This is a genomic window from Cellulosimicrobium marinum, assembly GCF_020551945.1.
GTDB lineage: Bacteria > Actinomycetota > Actinomycetes > Actinomycetales > Cellulomonadaceae > Cellulosimicrobium > Cellulosimicrobium marinum.
This window is the reverse complement of the sequence record NZ_JAJBZH010000001.1, coordinates 601,160-623,096: the sequence shown is the minus strand read 5'-3', so window position 1 is coordinate 623,096 and position 21,937 is coordinate 601,160. Positions and strand designations below refer to the sequence as shown.

Genomic DNA, 21,937 nt, shown 5'->3' with positions numbered 1-21,937 from the left:
GGTCGTCCGTTGAGCACCTCGATCCGTCGGGTCACCCGACGTACCGCGCTGCGCTATGCCCTCGTCGCGCTCGCCCTGCTGATCGTCCTGGCGAACGTCCTCGACGACGAGTCGGCGGCGGTCGACGCCCCCGAGCCCGCCCCCGTGGCGGGCACGGCGCTGGCCGCGCTCGCGACGCTGGAGGTCAAGGGACCGGCGGCGGACACGGGGTACGAGCGCTCCGAGTTCGGCAGCGCGTGGGTGGACGTGGACGGCAACGGCTGCGACACGCGCAACGACATCCTCGCGCGCGACCTCGCGGACCTCACCTTCTCGACGCGCGACGAGCCCTGCCAGGTGCGCACGGGCACGTTCGTCGACCCCTACACGGGCGAGAGCATCGACTTCCGCCGCGGGAACGCGACGAGCTCCGCCGTCCAGATCGACCACGTGGTCGCGCTCCTCGACGCCTGGCGCAAGGGTGCGCAGGGCTGGGACGACGAGACGCGCACGCGCTTCGCGAACGACCCGCTCAACCTCCTCGCGGCGGACGGTCCGGCCAACCAGGCCAAGGGCGCACGCGACGCGTCGGCCTGGCTGCCGCCCAACCACGCGTTCCGCTGCCCGTACGTCGCGCGGCAGATCGCGGTGAAGTCCGAGTACGGGCTCGCGGTCACGCCGTCGGAGTCGGAGGCCATGGCGCACGTCCTCGCGGACTGCCCGGCGGAACCGGTCCCGGCGGGCTGAGCCGCACCGGCCGAGGACCCGGTGGGAGCCGGCAAGCACCCAGCGGGACCCGGCCGTCGCCCGACGGGACTCAGCGGGACGGCGACGCCACGTCGTCGGGCCGTGCCACGGCGTCGGGCCGCTCCTGGCGCGCGAGCGCGCTCGGCCACCAGGACCGCCGCCCGATGTCGTGCACGAGCGCCGGGACGAGCAGGCTGCGCACGACGAGCGTGTCGACGAGCACCCCGAACGCCACGATGAACGCGATCTGCGCGAGGAACAGCAGCGGGATGATCCCGAGCGCCGCGAAGGTCGCCGCGAGCACCACGCCGGCGGACGTGATGACCGACCCGGTGACCGCGAGCGCCCGCAGGACGCCGCGGCGCGTCCCGACGACGAGGCTCTCCTCCCGCACGCGCGTCATGAGGAAGATCGAGTAGTCGACGCCGAGCGCGACGAGGAAACAGAACGCGTAGAGCGGCACGGCGGGGTCGGCGCCGGGGAAGTCGAGCACGTGGTCGAACACGAGCGCGGCGACGCCGAGCGCGGCGCCGAACGACAGCACGTTCGCCGCCATGAGCAGCACGGGCGCGAGCACCGAGCGCAGCAGCACGATCAGGATGAGCAGGATCACGGCGAGCACGACCGGCACGATGACGCGCAGGTCGCGCTGTCCGGCGAGCTGCGTGTCGAGGCGCTCGGCGGCGGCCCCGCCGACGACCGCGTCCGGCGAGGCGTCGTGGACGGCGTCGCGCAGGGCGGAGACGGTCTCCACGGCCTCCTGGCTGTCCGAGGGGGCCTCGGTCGTGACGTCGACGCGCACCTGCCCGTCGACGACGAGCGGGTCGCCCTGCGCGGGCGCGCCGGGTGCGGGGGCGGGCTGGTCGGTGACGGGGGTGGCGGCGGCCACGCCGTCGGTGGCCTCGGCCGCGTCGAGGACGGCCTGGAGGTCGCCCTCGGGTGCGACGACGATCGCGGGCTGGGCGGAGACGCCCTCGAAGTGCTCGGTGAGGACCTCCTCCCCGTCGACCGAGTCGACCTGCGTGAGGAACACCTCGGAGTCGCCGGTGCCCTCGGCGTCGAGGGTGGGCACGAACGCGGCGCACGCGGCGAGCACGACGGCGGTGACGATCCACACGCGACGGTCGTGGCGGCCGACGAAGCTCGCGACGCGCGACCACACGCCGTGCCCCTCGACCGACACCGCGTCGTCGGGCTGCCTGGCGCCGGCGGGCTGCGGGGCTTCGGCGGGCGCGGTGTCCGGCACCGCTTCCAGGGCGGCATGGTCCCCCGCGTAGCGCGGCATGCGGGGCCAGAACAGCGCGCGCGACCGCTGGCCCGCGACGAGCAGAAGAGCGGGCAGGAGCGTCAGGGCGGCGACGAACGCCGCGGCGATGCCGATCGCGGCGACGGGTCCCAGGCTGCGGTTGGAGGCGAGGTCGGACAGCAGGAGGCAGAGCAGGCCGGCGATCACCGTGCCCGCGCTCGCCGCGATCGGCTCGATCGACGCGCGGACCGCGCGGCGCAGGGCCGTGGTGGTCGAGCGCACGAGGCGCAGCTCCTCGCGGTAGCGCGCGACGACGAGCAGCGAGTAGTCGACCGCGGCCCCGACGACGAGGATCGACAGGATGCCCTGGGACTGGCCGTTGAGGGTGAGGACGTCGTTCGCCGCGAGGTGGTACACGACGAGGCCCGCGAGGGTGAGGGCGAGCACCGCGGTGAGGATGACGAGGAACGGCAGGACGGGCGAGCGGTAGACGACCGCGAGGATGACGAGCACGGCGCCGAGCGCGACGAGGAGCAGCACCGTGTCGATGCCGCCGAACGCCGTGACGAGGTCGGCGACGAAGCCGGCGGGCCCGGTGACGTACACGTCGAGGCCGGTCCCGGCGAGCCCGCCGTCGGCGGCGTCGACGGCGGCGAGGTCGCGCAGCGCCGCGACGGCGAGCTCGCTCACGCTGTCCTCGTCCGCACCGACGTTGTCCGCGGCGACGGCCGCGTCGAGCGAGACGACGACGAGCGCGGCCTCGCCGTCCTCCGCGGGCACGAGGACGGGGTCCGCGACCAGGACGTCCCCGACGGTCGCGGGCTCGTCGCCCGTCGTCCCGTCGAGGGGCGCGTCGGGCACGGCGGCGACGTAGGCCTCGAGCGCCGCGAGGTCGTCGGGGTCGAGCGCGCTGTCGTCGCCGGTCGTGGCGACGACGAGGGCCGGCAGCGCCTCGGTGTCGACGAACTCGCTGCCGAGGTCGGCGGCCCGGGTCGACTCGGCGCTCTCGGGCAGGAACGCGGCGGCGTCGTTGGTCTGCACGGTGCTGAGGAGGCCCTGCGCCTGCCCTCCGAGCGCGCCGATCGCCATCCACACACCGATGACTGCGACAATGATCAGCCCGCGGAGTATCCCGCCCGCCCTGTTGCTCAGCATGCTGAGGAATGGTGCCATGTCGGAGGGAGGAATGCACGTGCACGGACAGACGGCGCCGCACGCGACCGGGTCGGACACCGGCCCGGCCCTCGTCGACCCCGCAGCCGTCGACCCCGGGACCGGGTTCGCCGACCCCGCCTCCCGCAACCCCGACGAGTGGCCCACCGGGCGCATCCTCTTCGCCGTCGCACGCCGCATCGAGCGCGAGTGGAACGCCCACCTCGCGCACTGGGACCTCAACCACGCGGGCTTCCCCGTCCTCATGCACCTGCTCGCGGGCCCTCGCTCGCAGCGCGCCCTCGCGGCCGAGTCCGGCGTCACCGAGCAGACGATGAGCCGCATCGTCGCGCGGCTCGAGCGGTCGGGCTACGTCTCGCGCACCGGCGACCCGGACGACCGCCGCCGCCGCGCCGTGGCGATCACGGACACGGGGCGCCTGGCCGGGCTGGCGGCCGCGCGCCGTCGGCCCGCGGAGGAGCTCGTCACGCGCGGGCTCGACGAGGACCAGGTCGAGGCGCTGCGCGGGCTCCTGCTCTCCATGCTCGAGCACTGGCCCCGCACTCCCGACGACGAGGGCTAGCCTGGCCCGATGGACGTGCTCACCCTGCCGGGCCGGACGGACTACCACGAGGCCTGGGACCTCCAGCGGGCCGTGCACGACGACGTCGTCTCCGGTGCGCGCGGGGACACCCTGATCCTCGTCGAGCACCCCGACGTGTACACGGCGGGGCGCCGCACCAACCGTGCCGACCGGCCCGACGACGGCACCCCCGTGGTCGACGTCGACCGCGGCGGGAGGATCACCTGGCACGGCCCCGGTCAGCAGGTCGTCTACCCGGTCGTGCGGCTCGCGGAACCGGTCGACGTCGTCGCGTACGTCCGCGCGCTCGAGGAGGCCGTCATGACCACGTGCGCCGGCCTCGGCCTGGCGACGATGCGCGTCGAGGGCCGCAGCGGCGTGTGGGTCGCCGCCGACGCCGGACGGCGCGAGCGCAAGGTCTGCGCGATCGGCGTGCGCGTCGCGCGCGGCGTGACCATGCACGGGCTCGCGCTCAACTGCGACCCCGACCTCGCCGTCTTCGACCGGATCGTGCCGTGCGGCATCACCGACGCGGACGTGACGTCGCTCACCGCCGAGCTCGGTCGGGACGTGACGCTCGCGGACGTCGCCGGGCCGCTCGTCGACGCGCTCCACCAGGCCCTCGCCCCGCTCCGCGCGGCGCCGCGCACCACCGAGCACGCGGACGCGCGCGCGACCGGACCGTCGGGCCTCGCCACCGCCACGCCGGGGTAGAGCGCCGCGCGCTACGCTGGAGGTCCAGGGAACGTGAGCGCGCCGGAGAACGGGTGGGTCGGCGCGCGGATCGCCGAACCCTGGACGCACGATGACCCGCACCACCTCTCCCTCCCCTGCCCACCCCTCCCCCGGCCGCCCCTCGCCCGCACCTGTCGCGACGCCGCGCGGCGGCTCCTACGCCCGGCTGCCCCGCCTCGCGGGACCCTGGTTCCTGCCGGTCGCGTTCCTCGCCCGGCTCCCCTTCTCGATGCTGACGATCGCGACGCTGCTGCTCGTCACCGAGGCCACCGGCTCCGTCGGCAGCGGCGGGCTCGCGTCGGCCGCCGCGGCGCTCGGCACCGCCGTCGGCGGACCGGTGCAGGGCGCGCTCGCCGACCGCGTGGGACAGCGCCGGGTCGTCGGCGCGTGCGTGCCGGTCTCGGCGCTGTCCGTGGCCGCGCTCCTCGCCACGACCACCGGCACGGACCTCCCCGCGATGCTCGCCTCGGCCGCGCTCGTCGGCGCGTCCGTGCCCCAGGTCAGCCCCCTCGCGCGCGTGCGCTGGCTCGCCCTCGCGGCCGACGAGCCCCGGACCCTCCGTGCCGCGACGAGCTACGAGAGCACCGCCGACGAGCTGGGCTTCGTGCTCGGGCCGGCGCTCGTCGGGATCCTCGCCGCGGCAGGGTCGCCGCGGACGGCCGTCCTCGTCGCCGCCGCGCTCGTGGTGACGGCGGGCACGGCCTTCGCGCTGCACCCGACCGCGCGGCTGGCCTCCGCCCGCCCGGGCGGCCCGACGACGGACCGTGGGCCGCGCGCCGTCGTGCGGCTCGCGCGGGCGCAGGCCGTGACCGTCGTCGGGATGCTCGCCATGGGCCTGCTCTTCGGCGGCACGCAGGCCGCGCTCACGGGGTTCACGCGCGACGTCGGCGCGCCAGGCCTCGCCGGGCTCGTCTACGCCGTCATGGGCGTCGGGTCCGCCGTCACCGCCCTGTCGGTGGTGGCCCTGCCGGACCGGTGGTCGCCGGCGGACCGCTGGACCGGGTTCGCCGCCGGGCTGCTGCTCTCCGCGGGCGCGCTCGTCGGTGCCGCCGCGTCCGGCTCCCTCGCGGCCGTCGTGGTCGCGGTCGCCGTCCTCGGCCTGTTCGTGGGCCCCGTCATGGTCACCGTGTTCTCCGTCGCCGGCGACCGGGCGGCCGCCGGGCGCACCGCCGCCGCGATGACGCTCGTCGCGAGCGCCAACGTCGTGGGCGTCGCGCTGGGCGCGACGACGGCCGGCCAGCTCGCGGAGGCGGGCAGCACGACGGCCGCGTTCCTCCTGCCCGTCGTCGCCGGCGTCGTGCTGCTCGCGGCCGGTGTGTCGCTGACGTCACGTCCACGTGCTGGGCTGCGCAGGGGAGCCGCGACCTCGGCTGCCGTACGCTGACCTGAGTCCGGCGTCGTACCCGGCGCACCGCCCACCGGTGGTCGCCGACCTGGCCGTTCGCGGTCGGACGCCGGCGCTCACCCGCCACGACGACCGGGAGACACCCGTGACGATCGCACCTGAAGGCCGGCGCATGCTGCGGGTCGAGGCCCGCAACGCCGCGACGCCGATCGAGAAGAAGCCCGAGTGGATCAAGACCCGCGCCACGATGGGCCCGGAGTACTCCGAGCTCAAGGGCCTGGTCAAGCGCGAGGGCCTGCACACGGTGTGCGAGGAGGCCGGCTGCCCCAACATCTTCGAGTGCTGGGAGGACCGCGAGGCCACGTTCCTCATCGGCGGCGACCAGTGCACGCGCCGCTGCGACTTCTGCCAGATCGACACGGGCAAGCCCGCCGACTTCGACGCCGACGAGCCGCGGCGCGTCGCCGAGTCCGTGCAGGCGATGGGGCTGCGCTACTCCACCGTCACCGGCGTCGCCCGTGACGACCTGCCCGACGGCGGCGCCTGGCTCTACGCGGAGACCGTCCGCCAGATCCACACGCTCAACCCGGGCACCGGCGTCGAGCTGCTCATCCCCGACTTCAACGCCATCCCCGAGCTGCTCGACCAGGTCAACGAGTCGCGGCCCGAGGTGCTCGCGCACAACCTCGAGACCGTCCCGCGCATCTTCAAGCAGATCCGGCCCGGGTTCCGCTACGAGCGCTCGCTGTCCGTCCTCACGCGGGCGCGCGAGGCCGGTCTCGTGACCAAGTCGAACATCATCCTCGGCATGGGCGAGACGATCGACGAGGCCAAGGACGCCCTGCAGGACCTGCACGACGCGGGCTGCGACCTCGTGACCATCACGCAGTACCTGCGCCCGTCGCTGCGCCACCACCCCGTGGACCGCTGGGTCAAGCCGGAGGAGTTCGTCGAGCTGTCGGACGCGGCGGAGGAGATGGGGTTCCTCGGCGTCATGTCCGGCCCGCTCGTCCGGTCGTCGTACCGGGCCGGCCGCCTCTGGGGGCAGGCGATGACGCGACGCGGCATGGAGGTCCCCGCCGCGCTCGCCCACCTCGCCGAGCCGACGACGGCCCGCCAGGAGGCCGCGAGCCTGCTGTCCCGAGCTCCCCACTAGACTGACCCCCATGGCCCGCAAGAACTCCGACGCCACCGGCGCGCCCGCCGCCGGCGAGCAGGTCGCCAAGCAGAAGAAGCCCAAGAAGCAGCGCTGGTACCACCAGGTGTGGGCCGCGTACCAGATGACCCGCAAGCAGGACCCCGCGGTCACGTGGGTCATGCTCGCCGTGTTCGTCGGGATCGTCGCCGTCGCGGTCGGCATCGGTCTGTGGTGGGGCCAGTGGGTCTACACCCTCATCGTCGGCATCCCGTTCGGTCTCCTGGGCGCGATGTTCGTGCTCACCCGCCGGGCGGAGCGCGCCGCGTACAAGCAGATCGAGGGCCAGCCCGGTGCCGCCCGCGCCGCGCTCGGCACGATCCGCCGCGGGTGGACGTTCGACGACGAGCCGGTCGCCATCGACCCGCGCACCCAGGACCTCGTGTTCCGCGGCGTCGGCCGCGCGGGCGTGGTGCTCATCAGCGAGGGCCCCGCGCACCGCGTGCGCCGCCTGCTCGAGAGCGAGCGCAAGCGTGTCGCGCGCGTCCTGCCGAACGTCCCCGTGACGCTGCTCCAGGTCGGCGACGACGAGGGTCAGCTCGCGCTGCCCCAGCTGCCGAAGAAGGTCCAGAAGCTCAAGCCGACCCTCACCAAGCCCGAGACGGCCGAGGTGTCCAAGCGCCTGCGTGCCCTCGGCGCGGCGCGCCTGCCGATCCCCAAGGGCATCGACCCCACCCGCGCCCGCCCGGACCGCAAGGGCATGAAGGGTCGCTGACCGCAGCGCCCGGCGTCGCCTCGACGCCACTCCTCGACCGAGCCCGCCCGACCCGCTCACGCGGGGACCGGCGGGCTCCGTCGTGCCCGGGTCACGTCCGGACGAGCACCGTCCCGGCCGCGCGGTCGTGCAGGCCGCGGCCGTCCGCGTCCCACACGACGGCAGGGATGACGAGGAGCAGAAGGACCGTGCGCAGGAGGCCGCGCCCGAGGCCGACCATGCGGGCCGGCTCGGCCACCCGGCGGACCCGCAGCCCGAGGAGCCGGTGCCCCACCGTGAAGCCCAGCGTGCTCACGAGCAGCACGTTCTCCACGGCGAACACGAGCGGCTGCGACCACACCGGCAGGGCAGAGATGCCCTCGAAGAAGCCGTCCGCGACCGGACGGAAGAAGAGGTACGCGACGAGGGTCGCGAGGGTCCAGTCGACGACGAGCGCGACGACGCGCCGACCGAGCGTCGCGAGCGACCCCGGGCCGTCGGGCGGGAGCCCCAGCCGCGCCCCTCGTCCCTGCTGCCCGTCCCCGGGGGCTCCTTCGAGCCACGACCCCATGTCCTCACGCGAAACCACGCCCCCAGCCTACGTGCCACGGCGTGGACGGCCCCGACGCGGGCCCGCGCCCCGGCGGTAGGGTGCGGCACGGCGCACCCGAGCGCCGCGGCTGGGCGCGCCCACGTGTAGCACGACCGTCACACAGGGACGCCGGACGTAACACGGACGAAACACGAGGTACACGGCGGGGAAACCGCGCCGCCCTAGGTTCGTGGGCGCCACGTCAGCGGCTCGTCGCCGCGCAGCCCGACGGCACCACCCGATTCAAGGAGCAACGGATGTTCAACAACGCGGAGGAGGCAATCGCCTTCACGCGGAACGAGGGCGTCGAGTTCGTCGACGTCCGCTTCTGCGACCTGCCCGGCATCATGCAGCACTTCAACATCCCCGTCTCGCAGTTCGACGAGGCGGCGTTCGAGGACGGCCTGATGTTCGACGGATCCTCGATCCGCGGCTTCCAGGCGATCCACGAGTCGGACATGAAGCTCGTGCCGGACGTCAAGACCGCGTTCGTGGACCCGTTCCGCAAGCGCAAGACGCTCGTCGTGAACTTCTCCATCGTCGACCCGTTCACGGGCGAGCCGTACTCCCGCGACCCGCGCAACATCGCGGCGAAGGCGGAGGCGTACCTGCGCTCCACCGGCATCGCGGACACGGCGTTCTTCGCCCCCGAGGCCGAGTTCTACGTCTTCGACGAGGCGCGCTTCGCGACGAACCAGCACTCCAGCTTCTACTACCTCGACTCGGTCGAGGCGGCGTGGAACACCGGTCGCGAGGAGGAGGGTGGCAACCTCGCGTACAAGACGCGCTACAAGGGCGGCTACTTCCCCGTCTCGCCATCGGACCGCTTCGCCGACCTGCGCGACGACATGGTCGCCTCGCTCGAGACCGTCGGGCTCGACGTCGAGCGCGCGCACCACGAGGTGGGCACCGCCGGCCAGCAGGAGATCAACTACCGCTTCAACACGCTGCTGCACGCGGCCGACGACCTGATGAAGTTCAAGTACGTCATCCGCAACGTGGGCTTCGAGGCCGGCAAGTCGGTCACGTTCATGCCGAAGCCGATCTTCGGCGACAACGGCTCGGGCATGCACTCGCACCAGTCCCTGTGGAAGGACGGCGAGCCGCTGTTCTTCGACGAGAAGGGCTACGGCGGGCTGTCGGACATCGCCCGCTGGTACATCGGCGGCCTGCTCAAGCACGCCCCGGCGCTGCTCGCGTTCACCAACCCGTCGGTGAACTCCTACCACCGCCTGGTCCCCGGCTACGAGGCCCCGGTCAACCTCGTGTACTCGGCGCGCAACCGCTCCGCGTGCATCCGCATCCCCGTCACGGGCTCCTCCCCGAAGGCGAAGCGCGTCGAGTTCCGCGTGCCGGACCCGTCGAGCAACCCGTACCTCGCGTTCGCCGCGATGCTGCTCGCCGGCATCGACGGCATCAAGAACCGCATCGAGCCGCCGGAGCCGGTCGACAAGGACCTCTACGAGCTGCCGCCCGAGGAGCACGCGCAGATCGCCCAGGTCCCCGCGTCGCTCGGCGAGGCCCTCGACGCCCTCGAGGCCGACCACGAGTTCCTCACCCAGGGTGACGTCTTCACGCCGGACCTCATCCAGACGTGGATCGACTACAAGCGCACCAACGAGATCGACCCGATCCGTCTGCGCCCGCACCCGCACGAGTTCGAGCTCTACTACGACATCTGATCCTCCGGGCCGCACAGGCCCACGGTGTCGACCACGGCGGCCGGTCCGCACGAAGTCCTCGGACGACGTGCGGGGCGGCCGCCTCGTCGTTCTCCCGCCGGGTCCGCGCGCGCCAGCGCGCGACAGGACGGAGGGAAGGTGCCATCCTCGATGGCGCCGCGCCCCCGGTGCCCACCGGCGGTCCGACGACGCGCGGCGGCGACGACGGACGAGGAGACGCGTGCCATGACCGGGACCCGCAAGGAGCCGACCGAGGCGGTGCGGCGACAGCACCGCCGGGCGCTGGAGACGCTGCCGTTCGACGACACCACCGACTTCGAGGACGCCGAGCGCGGACTGCTGGGACGCGCGGAGTCGTGCGTCGTCCGCGACGACGAAGGCCGGGTCGTGTGGGACAACGACGCGTACGGGTTCCTCGCCGGCGACGCACCGCCGTCGGTGCACCCGAGCCTGTGGCGCCAGTCGACGCTCACGGCGATGCAGGGCGTGTACGAGGTCGTCCCGGACCTGGTGTACCAGGTCCGAGGCTTCGACGCGTCCAACCTCACGCTCATCGAGGGCGACGAAGGCGTCGTCGTGGTCGACCCTCTCGTGTCGGCCGAGACCGCGGCGGCGGCCCTCGCGCTGTACCGGGCCCACCGGGGGGACCGGCCCGTCACCGGGGTCGTGTACACGCACTGCCACGCGGACCACTACGGCGGCGTGCGCGGCGTGACGACGCAGGAGGACGTGGACGCAGGCCGCTGCCCGGTCGTCGCACCGGCAGGCTTCGTCGACCACCTCGTCACGGAGTGGGTGTACGCCGGTGGAGCCATGGCACGCCGGATCGCGTACATGTACGGCACGGTGCTGGACCGGGACCCCTACGGACAGGTGGGGGTCGGGCTCGGGCAGACGAACTCGACCGGGTCGATCACCCTGATCCCCCCGACGATCGACATCACCACGACCGGTGAGGAGCACACGGTCGACGGCGTGCGCATGGTGTTCCAGCTCGCCCCGGGCACGGAGGCGCCCGCGGAGATGCACGTCTTCCTCCCGGACCACCGGGCCCTGTGCGTGGCGGAGAACGCGACGCACACCCAGCACAACCTGCTGACGCTGCGCGGCGCCGAGGTGCGGGACGCCCACGCCTGGGCGCACTACCTGCAGGAGATGATCGACCTTTTCGGCAGCGACGTCGAGACGATCTTCTCGCCGCACCACTGGCCGATGTGGGGCAACGCCCGCATCGTGGAGTTCCTGGCGCTGCAGCGCGACCTGTACGCGTTTCTGCACGACCAGACGCTGCGCCTGCTCAACAAGGGGTATGTCGGGGCGGAGATCGCCGAGATGATGACGCTCCCGCCCGCGCTGGAGAAGGCGTGGCACGCCCGCGGCTACTACGGCTCGGTCAGCCACAACGTCAAGGCCATCTACCAGCGGTACATGGGCTGGTACGACGGCAACCCGGCTCACCTCTGGCCCCATCCGCCGCAGGAGCAGGGCGTGCGGTACGTCGAGTACATGGGCGGGGCGGCGGCGGTGCTGGAACGCGCACGACGGTCGTTCGACGACGGAGACCTGCGGTGGGTCGCCGAGGTCGTGAGTCACGTCGTCTTCGCCGAGCCGGACAACGAGGAGGCGAAGGAGCTCCTCGCAGACGCGCTGGAGCAGCTGGGCTACGGCTCCGAGAACGGGACCTGGCGCAACATCTACCTGGCCGGTGCGCACGAGCTGCGCCACGGCAACTTCGGCACTCCCGTCTCGAGCCGCTCCGCCGACACGCTCGCACAGCTCACGCCGTCGCAGATCTTCGACGCGATCGCGGTCCAGATCGACGGGCCTCGCGCGTGGGACGACCACATCACGCTCGACGTGGTGCTGCCCGACCAGGACCTGACGTACCGGCTGGTGCTGCGCAACGGCGTCCTCACCCACACCGCGGCGCCGGCCTCGACCCCGTCCGACGTCACGGTGACCGTCCCCGGTGACAGGCTCTTCGCGGCGTTCACCGCGCCGGATCCGGCGGAAGCCGGCGTGACGGTCGACGGCGATCTGGCGGTCCTCGATCGCCTCCGCGGGTACATCGACCCGCCGGACCCGGACTTCCCCATCGTGCTGCCCTGACGGACGAACGGGCCTCTTGTCCGGATCGTCCTTCCCCGCTAGGTTCGTTCGGGGCGGTAACGATGCCGCCCGGGAACCTCCGAGGGGGAGACGATGAGGAACCTGGTCCGACGCGTGATCGCGTCGACGACGTCCGTGCTGGCCGTGGGCGTGCTGGCGGTGGCCGGCCCGGCGACGGCGCAGGCCGCCCCGGGCGGCGCGGGAGAGCCGGTGTGCGCGACCACGTGGTCCGCGACGACGGCGTACGGCGGCGGGGCGACGGCGTCGCACCACGGCCGGAACTGGACGGCTCGCTGGTGGACGCAGCGGGAGACACCGGGCTCGACGAGCGTGTGGACCGACGCGGGTCCGTGCCTGGACGGCGGCGACGACTTCGTCGTGAGCCGGGCGGAGTTCGACGAGATCTTCCCGAACCGGCACCCGTTCTACACCTACGACGGTCTCGTGGACGCCCTGGGTGCGTATCCGGCGTTCGCGAGCACGGGTACGCCCGAGACGCGCACGCGCGAGGTGGCGGCGTTCCTCACGCACGCGGACTTCGAGTCGGTGGGCCTGCGGTACGTCAAGGAGATCAATGAGGCGAACTACTGGATCAAGTGCGACCTGTCCCAGCCGTTCGGCTGCCCGGCAGGTCAGACGGCGTACTACGGGCGCGGCCCGATCATGTTCAGCTGGAACTTCAACTACAAGGCCGCGGGCGACGCGCTCGGGATCGACCTGCTGAACGACCCGTGGCTCGTGGAGGAGGACCCGGCCGTCGCGTGGCAGACGGCGCTCTGGTACTGGAACACGCAGAACGGGCCGGGGGTCATGACGTCGCACGAGGCGATGGTCAGCGGCGCCGGGTTCGGCCAGACGATCAACTCGCTCAACGGTGCGCTGGAGTGCGACGGCGGCAACCCGGCGTCCGTGCAGTCCCGGGTCGACCGCTACGTGCGGATCACGGAGATCCTCGACGTCGCGCCGGGGTCGGGCCTGACCTGCTGACGCGCGTGTGACCGTCGCGGGTCGCGCGGCACCCGGTCAGGTGCTGCGCGACCCGTGGGCGACGAACGCCGCTCCCGCGAGGACCAGGGCCGCGTGCAGCACCACGAGCAGCAACGCCACGAGGACCCGCGCCAGGACGTGCCTGCCGTCCGCCCGTCCGGCGGCGAGCAGGGGCACGGTACCGCGGATCAGGAACCCGGACGCCACCCAGAGCGCGGCGCCCGCGAGGGGCGCGGGGTGGTTCCGGACGATGGCGAGCGCCACCGCGTAGACGGCGAGCGCCCACGGCGCCCAGGTGGCGACCATCAGCCGCCAGCCCATCGTCCCCCCGAGAACGGGTCGTTTCCGGGGGGTCGCTTCGACGACGGTGGCCTCGGGCGTCGCGTCGGCAGGTCGTCGCGTCGACCCATCGTCACGAGCGCGACGCAGAGCACGCGGCTCGTGCCGCCGGAGCATCCCGGGGACAGGACCCTCCTCGTGCCCCACGTCAGTCCTCGCCGTAGAAGAGCCGCTCCATGACCGCACGGCCACGTCGGGCCGTGCGCAGGTACAGCTCCTCGAGCTCCGCACCCGTGTCCACGTCGGGCAGGTCGAGGACGCGTGCGAGGCCGTACAGCGCCTGGCGGTCGTGCGGCAGCACGTCCGCGCTCGTCCCGCCCGTCCGGCCGGACCACAGGACGAGGGCGCTGCGCAGCCGCGACGCGAGGTGCCAGGCCTCGCCGAGGACCGCCGCGTCGTCGTGCTCGACGAGCCCCGCCGTGACGGCGGCGTCGAGCGCGTCCACCGTCGAGGTGGTGCGCAGTCCGTCGACCTCGTGGGCGTGCTGGAGCTGGAGGAGCTGGACGGTCCACTCGACGTCCGCCACTCCCCCGCGCCCGAGCTTGAGGTGCCGGCTCGCCTCGACACCGCGCGGCAGACGCTCGGACTCGACCCGGGCCTTGATGCGCCGCACCTCGCGGACCTGGGACTGCTCGAGACCGCCCACCGGGTAGCGCACCGGGTCGACCGTGCGCAGGAACGCGGCGCCCAGACCGTCGAGGTCGCCCGCGACGGGACGCGCACGCAGCAGGGCCTGCGCCTCCCACACGCTCGACCAGCGCTCGTAGTACTCGGCGTACGAGGCGAGGGAGCGCACGAGCGGGCCGTTGCGCCCCTCGGGGCGCAGGTCGGCGTCGACCGGCAGGGCGGGCTCGCGCCCCACGGCCGACAGCAGGGACCGGAGCCGCGTCGCGACACCTGTCGCGTACGACTGCGCGTCGCCGTCGGAGGCTCCCGGGACGGGCTCGTGCACGAACATGACGTCCGCGTCCGAGCCGTAGCCCATCTCACGGCCTCCGAGACGACCCATCGCGACGACGAGCACGCGCGCCGGGGCGGAGGCCGGGTCCTGGGCGTCGTAGCCCAGCTCGCCGCGCGCGACGAACTCGGCGATCCGCAGCCCGCCCACGAGGACGACGTCGGCGGCGTCGGAGATGCTGCGCGCCGCCTGGACGGCGTCGACGAGGTCGAGGAGCTCGGCCGCCCCGGTCCGCGCGAGCTCGCGCCGTCGGACCGCGCGCAGGCTCACCGTCGCGGGCTCGGCCTGGTCGGCGCGCGTGAGGATCGCGTCCGTCTCGCTCGCGAGCCGCTCCGCGCCGCGGGGCCTGAGGGTGGCGTCGTCGGCGAGCCAGCGGACCGACTCGGGCGACCGGGCGAGCGCGTCCGCCAGGTACCGGGAGTTCGCGAGGAGCTGGGCGAGGCGGTATGCGGCGGAGCCGGAGTCGCGCAGGAGCTTGAGGTACCAGTGCGTCGCGCCGAGCTGCTCGGAGAGCGTGCGGAACGCGAGGAGCCCCGCGTCGGGGTCGGCACCCTCGGCGAACCAGCCGAGCATGACAGGCAGGAGCTGGCGCTGGATGGCGGCGCGTCGGCTCACGCCCTCGGTGAGCGCGGTGACGTGCCGCAGCGCGCCCGCGGGGTCCCGGTAGCCGATCGCGGCGAAGCGCGCCTTGGCGGCCTCGGGTGCAAGGCTCGCCTCGTCCGGGGAGAGCTGCGCGGTCGCGGGCAGGAGCGGGCGGTAGAAGATCTCCTCGTGGAGGGACCGCACCTCGCGCTTGGTGGCTCGCCACCGCTCGCCGAGCCCTTCGGCGCCCTCGGACCGCATGCCGAGCGACCGCGCGAGGCGGCGCATCTCGTCGTCGGACGTGGGCACGAGGTGGGTGCGCTTGAGGCGGGAGAGCTGGATGCGGTGCTCGAGCGCCCGCAGGAACCGGTAGCACACGCCCAGGCGGGCGGCGTGCTCGCGGCCCACGTACCCGCCGGCGGCGAGCTCGGCGAGCGCCGTGAGCGTCCCGCGGCTGCGGATCGTCTCGTCGGAGCGGCCGTGCACGAGCTGGAGGAGCTGGACGGTGAACTCGACGTCGCGCAGGCCGCCCTTGCCGAGCTTGAGCTGGCGGTCCGCCTCCGCGGCGGGCACGTGGTCCTCGACGCGGCGGCGCATCGCCTGGGAGTCCTCGACGAAGTTGTCCCGGCCCGCCGCCGACCACACGAAGGGCGCCACGGCCTCCTCGTACTCCCGGCCGAGCGCGCGGTCACCCGCGACGGTGCGCGCCTTGAGCAGCGCCTGGAACTCCCACGTCTTCGCCCAGCGCTCGTAGTAGGCGACGTGGCTCGCGAGCGTGCGCACGAGCGGCCCCTGCTTGCCCTCGGGACGCAGCGCGGCGTCGACCTGCCACAGCGCGGGCTCCGCGGACGTGCCGGAGCACACGCGCGCCAGGCTCGTCGCGAGCCGTGCGCCGACGGTCGTCGCGTACGCCTCGTCGTGCCCGTCGGCGGGTTCGACGACGTAGATGACGTCGACGTCGGAGACGTAGTTGAGCTCGCGGGCGCCGCACTTGCCCATCCCGATGACCGCGAGACGCACGCCGGCGCCGTGGTCGTCGAGCTCGGCCCGGGAGACGGCGAGCGCCCCCTCCAGGGCGGCGGCCGCGAGGTCCGCGAGCGCCGCGCCGACGGCGGGCATGCGGGTGAGGGGGTCGGGCACGGTGAGGTCGGTGGCCGCCACGCGCAGGAGCCGGGCGCGGTAGGCGCGGCGCAGGGCGTCGACCGCGTCCGGGCCGGGCTCGGCGGCGACGGGCACGTCCGCATCGGGGTCGGCGCCGACCGCGCGCAGCAGCTCGGCCCGGACGTCGCCCGCGTCGACGCCGGTCCCGGAGGCGGTGTCGGCGAGGACGTGCAGGAGGGCGGGGCGGCGCACCACGTCGTCCCCGAGCGCGACGGACGCGCCGAGCACGGCGAGGAGGCGGTCGCGCGCGGCTCCGGCGCCCAGGCACGACCGGGCGACGTCGTGCAGGGCGGCGTCCTGCGGGTCGAGCGCGCCCGCGAGCCGCACGACCTGCAGGAGCGCGAGGTCGGGGTCCGCCGTGGCGCCGAACGCGGCGAGCAGGTCGTCCCCCGGCCCGGCGCCGAGCAGGCGGGCGAGCTCGGGGTCCTCGACCAGGCCCGCCGAACGGGTGATGTCGGCGAACCCGAACCGGGCGAGGCGCCCGGTGAGGGTGGGCCGTCGGGAACCGGGGGTCGTCGAGCTCACAGGACCTGGAGGAACCGCTTCAGCTCGAACGGCGTCACCTGGGCGCGGTAGCCGTCCCACTCCTGGCGCTTGTTGCGCAGGACGAAGTCGAACACGTGCTCCCCGAGCGTCTCGGCCACGAGCTCCGACGTCTCCATGACGGCGATCGCGGCGTCGAGGGACTGCGGCAGCGGCTTGATGCCGAGCGCGCGCCGCTCGGAGTCCGTGAGCTCCCACACGTCGTCCTCGGTGGCCTCGGGCAGGTCGTAGCCCTCCTCGATGCCCTTGAGGCCCGCGGCGAGCATGACGGCGAACGCGAGGTACGGGTTCGCGGCAGAGTCGAGCGCGCGGTACTCCACGCGGCTCGAGTTGCCCTTGCCCGGCTTGTACATGGGCACGCGCACGAGCGCGGAACGGTTGTTGTGCCCCCAGCACACGTAGCTCGGCGCCTCGGCGCCGCCCCACAGGCGCTTGTACGAGTTGACGTACTGGTTGGTGATCGCGGTGATCTCGGCCGCGTGGACGAGCAGGCCGGAGATGAACTGGCGCGCCGTCTTCGACAGCTCGAACTGGGCGCCCGGCTCGTGGAACGCGTTCCGGTCGCCCTCGAAGAGCGACAGGTGGGTGTGCATGCCGGAGCCCGGGTGCTCCGCCATGGGCTTGGGCATGAACGACGCGAAGACGCCCTGCTCGAGCGCGACCTCCTTGACGACCGTGCGGAACGTCATGAGGTTGTCGGCGGTCGTCAGCGCGTCCGCGTAGCGCAGGTCGATCTCGTTCTGGCCGGGCCCCGCCTCGTGGTGGGAGAACTCGACCGAGATGCCCATCGACTCGAGCATCGTGATCGCCGCGCGGCGGAAGTCGTGCGTCGACCCCCGGGCGAGGTGGTCGAAGTACCCGCCCTGGTCGACGGGGACCAGCGGGGCGTCCGCGGTCGCGGGCTGGTTGAAGAGGTAGAACTCGACCTCGGGGTGCGTGTAGAACGTGAACCCCTTGTCGCTCGCCTTCGCGAGCGCGCGCTTGAGCACGTTGCGCGAGTCCGCGAGCGACGGCTCGCCGTCGGGCGTGAGGATGTCGCAGAACATGCGGGCCGTCCCGTGGCGCTCCCCGCGCCACGGCAGCACCTGGAACGTCGTCGGGTCGGGCCGCGCGATCATGTCCGCCTCGTACACCCGCGTGAGGCCCTCGATCGAGCTGCCGTCGAAGCCGATCCCCTCGGCGAACGCGGACTCGAGCTCGGCGGGGGCCACCGCGACCGACTTCAGCATCCCGAGCACGTCGGTGAACCAGAGCCGGATGAAGCGGATGTCGCGTTCCTCGACCGTGCGGAGCACGAACTCCTGCTGCCTGTCCATGCGGTACATCCTGCCTGATCCGTGTGACGAACGGGTGACACGACCGTGTGACGGACGCCGCGTCGTCGGGCCCGCGCCCTGCGCGTCCCCGGGGCGGACGGGCCGCGCGGCTCGTCTAGGCTGGCGGCATGGCTGATCTGCGCGTCGCGCTGGCACAGGTCGACACGTGCGTGGGCGACCTCGACGGCAACGCCGCCCTCGTCCTCGAGCACACCCGGCAGGCGGCCGCGGCGGGCGCGGACCTCGTCGTCTTCCCCGAGATGACCCTCACGGGGTACCCGATCGAGGACCTCGCCCTGCGCGCGTCGTTCCGCCGCGCGGCGTGGTCCGCCGCGGCCGACGTCGCGCAGCAGCTCGCCGCGGAAGGTCTCGGCGGGACGACGGTCGTCGTCGGGACGGTCGGCACCGCCGGCACGCCACGCGGCGCGGGGGCGGCGGAGCGCGAGGCCTCGGGCGCCCCGGCCGACCTGCCGACGAACCGCGCCGTCGTGCTGCGCGACGGCGTCGTGCAGGCCGCGTACGACAAGCACCACCTGCCGAACTACGGCGTCTTCGACGAGTTCCGCATCTTCGCCCCGGGCGCCACGACGACGGTCGTCGAGGTCGTGGGCCGCCGTGTCGGCGTCGCGATCTGCGAGGACATCTGGCAGGACGGCGGACCGGTCGCCGAGATGGCGACGTTCGACGAGGCCGGGAACGGCCTCGACCTGCTCGTCGTGCTCAACGGCTCGCCCTACGAGGAGGGCAAGGGGCACGTGCGGGTCGACCTGGCCGCGCGCCGCGCCCGCGAGGTGGACGCCCCCGTCGCCTACGTGAACCTCGTCGGCGGCCAGGACGACCTCGTGTTCGACGGCGGGTCGTTCGTCGTCGGGCCCGACGGGGAGGTCCTCGCGCGCGCCCCGCAGTTCGTCGAGGACCTGCTCGTGTGGGACCTGCCCGACGGCGCTCCCCCCCGCCCCGCCGACGGGCGTCGGCCGCTCGCGCCCGTGCTCTCGGCCGACGAGGAGGTCTACCGCGCGTGCGTCACCGGCCTCGCCGGGTACGTGCGCAAGAACGGCTTCCGCTCCGTCGTCCTCGGCCTCTCCGGCGGGATCGACTCCGCCCTCACCGCGACGATGGCCGCCGACGCGATCGGCGGGACGAACGTCGTCGGCGTCTCGATGCCGTCGGTGTACTCGTCCGAGCACAGCAAGGACGACGCCGCCGACCTCGCGAAGCGCCTCGGTGCCGACTACCGCGTCCAGCCGATCGCCCCGATGGTCGACGCGTTCCAGGGCGAGCTGCACGCGCAGGGCGTCACGGAGGAGAACCTACAGGCCCGGGTGCGCGGCGTCGTCCTCATGACGATCTCCAACGCCGAGGGTCACCTCGTCATCGCGCCGGGCAACAAGTCCGAGCTCGCGACCGGCTACGCGACGATCTACGACGCCGGCAGCATCGGCGGGTTCGCCCCGCTCAAGGACGTCGACAAGTCGCGCGTGTGGCAGCTCGCCCGGTGGCGCAACGACCACGCGCTCGACGCGGGCGAGATCCCGCCGATCCCGGAGTCGTCGATCACGAAGCCGCCGTCCGCCGAGCTGCGGCCCGGCCAGACCGACCAGGACTCCCTGCCGCCCTACGCCCTGCTCGACGAGGTGCTCGACGCCTACATCGAGCACGCCGAGGGGCGCGCCGAGCTCCTGGCCCGCGGCTACGACGCCACGGTCGTCGACAAGGTCGTCACCCTCGTCGACCGCGCCGAGTGGAAGCGCCGCCAGTACCCGCCCGGCCCCAAGGTGACGGCGCTGGCGTTCGGCCGTGACCGCCGCCTGCCGATCACCAACCGCTGGCGCGAGCCGCTCGACGGGATCTGACCCCGCGCGCCCCACACCGGCGCTCCCCTCGGACCCGAACCACGAAAGGTCGTCCATGTCCGCTCACACCGAGCCCGCCGCCGCGCCCCGCCGCGTGCGCGTGCACCACCTCACCGAGGCGAAGGAGCGCGGCGAGAAGATCACGATGCTCACCGCCTACGACGCGGTGACGGCACGAATCTTCGACACCGCCGGCATCGACATGCTGCTCGTCGGGGACTCCATCGGGAACACGATGCACGGGCACGCCACGACGCTGCCCGTCACGGTCGACGACCTGATCCCCCCGGCGCGGGCCGTCGCGGGCGCCGCCGCGCGCGCGTTCGTCGTCGTCGACCTCCCCTTCGGCTCCTACGAGGCCGGGCCCGAGCAGGCGCTCGGCACCGCCGTGCGGTTCCTCAAGGAGACGGGCGTCAGCGCGGTCAAGCTCGAGGGCGGACGCCGTGTCGCCGCCCAGGTCCGTGCCCTCACCGACGCCGGCATCCCCGTCGTCGGTCACCTCGGGTACACCCCGCAGTCGGAGAACGCGCTCGGCGGTCCCCGCGTGCAGGGCCGGGGGGACGACGCCGCCGAGCGCCTCAGCGAGGACGCGCTCGCCGTCGCCGAGGCCGGGGCGGTCGCGATCGTGCTGGAGATGGTCCCCGTGGAGGTCGCGGCGCGCATCACCGAGATCCTGCGCATCCCGACCATCGGGATCGGCGCCGGCGCGCAGTGCGACGGCCAGGTCCTCGTGTGGACCGACATGGCCGGGATGACCGACTGGTCGCCGCGCTTCGCCAAGCGCTACGCCGAGATCGGGGCGGCGCTCGGCCAGGCCGCCGCCGACTACGCCGCCGACGTGCGCGGCGGCGCGTTCCCGGACGAGACCACGAGCTTCGCCCGCTGACGCCCCCGCCGGGACCTCCGTCGGCACCTCCGTCGGCACCTTTGTCGGCACCTTTCTCGGCACCGCGGCCGGGGGGACGTCAGCCGCGGTCCCGCGCCCACGCGACGAGCCCGTCGGCCAGGGCGTCGGCGTACCGCTGACGCCCCGCCGCGGTCTCCATGAGCGCACCCTCCTCCGGGTGCCGCATCTCGCCCAGCTCGACCATGACCGCCGGGCGCTGCGCGTGGTTGAGCGTCGCGAGGTCCGACCGGCGCGACACCGCGCCGTCGTACGCCGACGAGGGCGCGAACCCGGCGTCCGCGAGCGCCGCCACCAGGTCACGGGCGAGCGCGACGCTCGGGGCGCCCTGCGGGTCGTGCACGGGCGGGTCGGCGACGATCGCGAAGAAGCCTCGGACGGTGCGGTCCTCGGTGCCGTTCGCGTGCACGGACAGCAGGACGTCGGCGTCGTTCTCCTGGGGCGACCGGCCCCGGGAGTCGACGCACGGGCCCACACCCGCGTCGTCGGACCGGGTGAGGACCACCGTGGCGCCGAGGTCCGTGAGCAGGTCCGTGAGGCGCGAGGACACGTCCCACGCGAACGCGTGCTCGGGGTAGCCGCCGTCCGTCGACGCCCCGACCGTGTTGCACGCCTTGGTCGCGCCGCGACCGTCCGGCACGGGCGCGTTCACCGTGAGCGGGTTCGCGGCGTTGCCGCCGTTGTGGCCCGGGTCGAGCACGATCGTGAGCCCGGCGAGCGGCGGCGTCTCCTGCGGTGTCGGCGCGACGGGAGACGGGTCGGCCTCCGACGGCGTCGCCACCGGGGCGGTGGCCTCGGCGGGCGCCCCGGCGGTCGACGTCACCGCCCCGCCGCCGCCCACGCCGTCGCGCACCTGCAGCGCCAGGAGGAACGTCAACGCCCCCACCGCCAGCCCCGCGAGGAGCAGGCCCGCGCGCCCGCCCCACACCCGGGCGCGCCCCGGGGGCGGGGCGTGCGTCACTCGCCGCGCTCGCGGCGGTCTTCCTCGTCCCAGGCGTCGGAGCGGCGGCGCGCGGTCTCGAGCGCCTCCTGCGCGGCCTCGCGCGTCGGGTACGGGCCCATGCGGTGCGTCCACGAGCTGCCGCGGCCGCGCTGCACCTCGCCGGTGCTCGTGTCGTACCAGTACTGCTCGTCGGGGGACTGCTCGTCGGAGGACTGATCGGCCGGGGACTGCTCGTCGGGTGCGCCGCCGTCGGCGCCGGGTCCGGTGCTCATGCCCCGATCCTCCCCCAGGT

General features: G+C 73.9%; 18 protein-coding genes. 11 read left to right on the top strand and 7 right to left on the bottom strand.

The features are described from left to right. Positions 1-9 precede the first annotated feature (9 nt). Positions 10-726 (top strand): HNH endonuclease family protein, encoded by a 717-nt coding sequence (locus LGQ04_RS02805; RefSeq protein ID WP_229242012.1) that lies wholly within the window; start codon positions 10-12, stop codon positions 724-726. A 70-nt stretch (positions 727-796) separates the two neighbouring features. Here the strand turns inward: LGQ04_RS02805 and LGQ04_RS02800 are convergent, their stop codons facing one another. Further along, positions 797-3,127: an MMPL family transporter gene (locus LGQ04_RS02800; protein ID WP_229242010.1), complete on the bottom strand. Its 2,331-nt coding sequence runs from the start codon at positions 3,125-3,127 to the stop codon at positions 797-799. A gap of 37 nt (positions 3,128-3,164) precedes the next feature. Here LGQ04_RS02800 and LGQ04_RS02795 point away from each other — a divergent pair, with 37 nt between their 5' ends. The 5 genes from LGQ04_RS02795 (at position 3,165) to LGQ04_RS02775 (ending at position 7,697) form a co-directional block, all read left to right on the top strand. After that, positions 3,165-3,707 carry a MarR family winged helix-turn-helix transcriptional regulator gene (locus LGQ04_RS02795; protein WP_229242009.1) on the top strand — a complete coding sequence of 181 codons (543 nt, stop codon included), beginning with the start codon at positions 3,165-3,167 and terminating at the stop codon, positions 3,705-3,707. 9 nt (positions 3,708-3,716) lie between these two features. Beyond that, a complete protein-coding gene (lipB, locus tag LGQ04_RS02790) occupies positions 3,717-4,421 on the top strand; it encodes a lipoyl(octanoyl) transferase LipB (RefSeq protein WP_229242007.1) in 705 nt (234 codons plus the stop codon). 91 nt (positions 4,422-4,512) lie between these two features. Beyond that, entirely contained in the window at positions 4,513-5,826 is a 1,314-nt protein-coding gene (locus LGQ04_RS02785; protein ID WP_229242005.1) for an MFS transporter, read from the top strand. Between the two features lie 106 nt (positions 5,827-5,932). Beyond that, entirely contained in the window at positions 5,933-6,943 is a 1,011-nt protein-coding gene (gene lipA, locus LGQ04_RS02780) for a lipoyl synthase (protein WP_229242004.1), read from the top strand. 10 nt (positions 6,944-6,953) lie between these two features. Beyond that, entirely contained in the window at positions 6,954-7,697 is a 744-nt protein-coding gene (locus LGQ04_RS02775) for a DUF4191 domain-containing protein (protein WP_229242002.1), read from the top strand. A 91-nt stretch (positions 7,698-7,788) separates the two neighbouring features. Here LGQ04_RS02775 and LGQ04_RS02770 read toward each other — a convergent pair whose 3' ends face one another. Beyond that, positions 7,789-8,265, bottom strand: coding sequence for an RDD family protein (locus LGQ04_RS02770; RefSeq protein ID WP_229242000.1), 477 nt, complete (start codon positions 8,263-8,265; stop codon positions 7,789-7,791). 260 nt (positions 8,266-8,525) lie between these two features. Between LGQ04_RS02770 and glnA (LGQ04_RS02765) the strand changes: the two genes are divergently transcribed. The 3 genes from glnA (LGQ04_RS02765) to LGQ04_RS02755 all read left to right on the top strand — a co-directional run bounded on the left by glnA (LGQ04_RS02765) (position 8,526) and on the right by LGQ04_RS02755 (position 13,046). Further along, complete coding sequence (glnA, locus tag LGQ04_RS02765) at positions 8,526-9,950, top strand: type I glutamate--ammonia ligase (RefSeq protein WP_229241998.1); 1,425 nt, start codon at positions 8,526-8,528, stop codon at positions 9,948-9,950. 225 nt (positions 9,951-10,175) lie between these two features. After that, on the top strand, positions 10,176-12,059 hold the full coding sequence (locus tag LGQ04_RS02760) for an alkyl/aryl-sulfatase (protein ID WP_229241996.1): 1,884 nt from the start codon (positions 10,176-10,178) through the stop codon (positions 12,057-12,059). 93 nt (positions 12,060-12,152) lie between these two features. After that, a complete protein-coding gene (locus LGQ04_RS02755; RefSeq protein WP_229241994.1) occupies positions 12,153-13,046 on the top strand; it encodes a glycoside hydrolase family 19 protein in 894 nt (297 codons plus the stop codon). Positions 13,047-13,082: 36 nt separating this feature from the next. On the opposite strand, the gene LGQ04_RS02750 is transcribed toward LGQ04_RS02755, so the two are convergent. The 3 genes from LGQ04_RS02750 to glnA (LGQ04_RS02740) all read right to left on the bottom strand — a co-directional run bounded on the left by LGQ04_RS02750 (position 13,083) and on the right by glnA (LGQ04_RS02740) (position 17,945). Next, positions 13,083-13,352, bottom strand: a complete 270-nt coding sequence (locus LGQ04_RS02750) for a hypothetical protein (protein WP_229241993.1) — start codon at positions 13,350-13,352, stop codon at positions 13,083-13,085. Positions 13,353-13,533: 181 nt separating this feature from the next. After that, the gene (locus LGQ04_RS02745) at positions 13,534-16,611 is read right to left on the bottom strand and encodes a bifunctional [glutamine synthetase] adenylyltransferase/[glutamine synthetase]-adenylyl-L-tyrosine phosphorylase (protein ID WP_229241991.1); all 3,078 of its coding nucleotides are present in this window, start codon (positions 16,609-16,611) and stop codon (positions 13,534-13,536) included. Then, positions 16,608-17,945: a type I glutamate--ammonia ligase gene (gene glnA / locus LGQ04_RS02740; protein ID WP_229241989.1), complete on the bottom strand. Its 1,338-nt coding sequence runs from the start codon at positions 17,943-17,945 to the stop codon at positions 16,608-16,610. Before glnA (LGQ04_RS02740) ends, LGQ04_RS02745 begins: the two co-directional genes overlap by 4 nt. Positions 17,946-18,073: 128 nt before the next feature. On the opposite strand from glnA (LGQ04_RS02740), the gene LGQ04_RS02735 reads away from it, so the two are divergent. Both LGQ04_RS02735 and panB read left to right on the top strand, forming a co-directional pair. Next, the gene (locus tag LGQ04_RS02735) at positions 18,074-19,798 is read left to right on the top strand and encodes an NAD+ synthase (RefSeq protein ID WP_229241987.1); all 1,725 of its coding nucleotides are present in this window, start codon (positions 18,074-18,076) and stop codon (positions 19,796-19,798) included. A gap of 55 nt (positions 19,799-19,853) precedes the next feature. Further along, positions 19,854-20,684, top strand: a complete 831-nt coding sequence (gene panB / locus LGQ04_RS02730) for a 3-methyl-2-oxobutanoate hydroxymethyltransferase (protein ID WP_229241985.1) — start codon at positions 19,854-19,856, stop codon at positions 20,682-20,684. 79 nt (positions 20,685-20,763) lie between these two features. Here the strand turns inward: panB and LGQ04_RS02725 are convergent, their stop codons facing one another. Beyond that, positions 20,764-21,663 carry an N-acetylmuramoyl-L-alanine amidase gene (locus LGQ04_RS02725; protein WP_229241983.1) on the bottom strand — a complete coding sequence of 300 codons (900 nt, stop codon included), beginning with the start codon at positions 21,661-21,663 and terminating at the stop codon, positions 20,764-20,766. Then, a complete protein-coding gene (locus LGQ04_RS02720; RefSeq protein WP_308016334.1) occupies positions 21,660-21,917 on the bottom strand; it encodes an SPOR domain-containing protein in 258 nt (85 codons plus the stop codon). Before LGQ04_RS02720 ends, LGQ04_RS02725 begins: the two co-directional genes overlap by 4 nt. Positions 21,918-21,937 lie beyond the last annotated feature (20 nt).

Excerpts from the sequence above, each read along its gene's own strand:
- LGQ04_RS02800 (WP_229242010.1), bottom strand. The coding sequence starts at position 3,127 with ATGCTGAGCAACAGGGCGGGCGGGATACTCCGCGGGCTGATCATTGTC.
- glnA (WP_229241998.1), top strand. The coding sequence starts at position 8,526 with ATGTTCAACAACGCGGAGGAGGCAATCGCCTTCACGCGGAACGAGGGC.
- LGQ04_RS02755 (WP_229241994.1), top strand. The coding sequence starts at position 12,153 with ATGAGGAACCTGGTCCGACGCGTGATCGCGTCGACGACGTCCGTGCTG.
- LGQ04_RS02720 (WP_308016334.1), bottom strand. The coding sequence starts at position 21,917 with ATGAGCACCGGACCCGGCGCCGACGGCGGCGCACCCGACGAGCAGTCC.
- LGQ04_RS02735 (WP_229241987.1), top strand. The coding sequence starts at position 18,074 with ATGGCTGATCTGCGCGTCGCGCTGGCACAGGTCGACACGTGCGTGGGC.
- LGQ04_RS02785 (WP_229242005.1), top strand. The coding sequence starts at position 4,513 with ATGACCCGCACCACCTCTCCCTCCCCTGCCCACCCCTCCCCCGGCCGC.
- LGQ04_RS02760 (WP_229241996.1), top strand. The coding sequence starts at position 10,176 with ATGACCGGGACCCGCAAGGAGCCGACCGAGGCGGTGCGGCGACAGCAC.
- panB (WP_229241985.1), top strand. The coding sequence starts at position 19,854 with ATGTCCGCTCACACCGAGCCCGCCGCCGCGCCCCGCCGCGTGCGCGTG.
- LGQ04_RS02750 (WP_229241993.1), bottom strand. The coding sequence starts at position 13,352 with ATGGTCGCCACCTGGGCGCCGTGGGCGCTCGCCGTCTACGCGGTGGCG.
- LGQ04_RS02775 (WP_229242002.1), top strand. The coding sequence starts at position 6,954 with ATGGCCCGCAAGAACTCCGACGCCACCGGCGCGCCCGCCGCCGGCGAG.
- glnA (WP_229241989.1), bottom strand. The coding sequence starts at position 17,945 with ATGGACAGGCAGCAGGAGTTCGTGCTCCGCACGGTCGAGGAACGCGAC.
- lipB (WP_229242007.1), top strand. The coding sequence starts at position 3,717 with ATGGACGTGCTCACCCTGCCGGGCCGGACGGACTACCACGAGGCCTGG.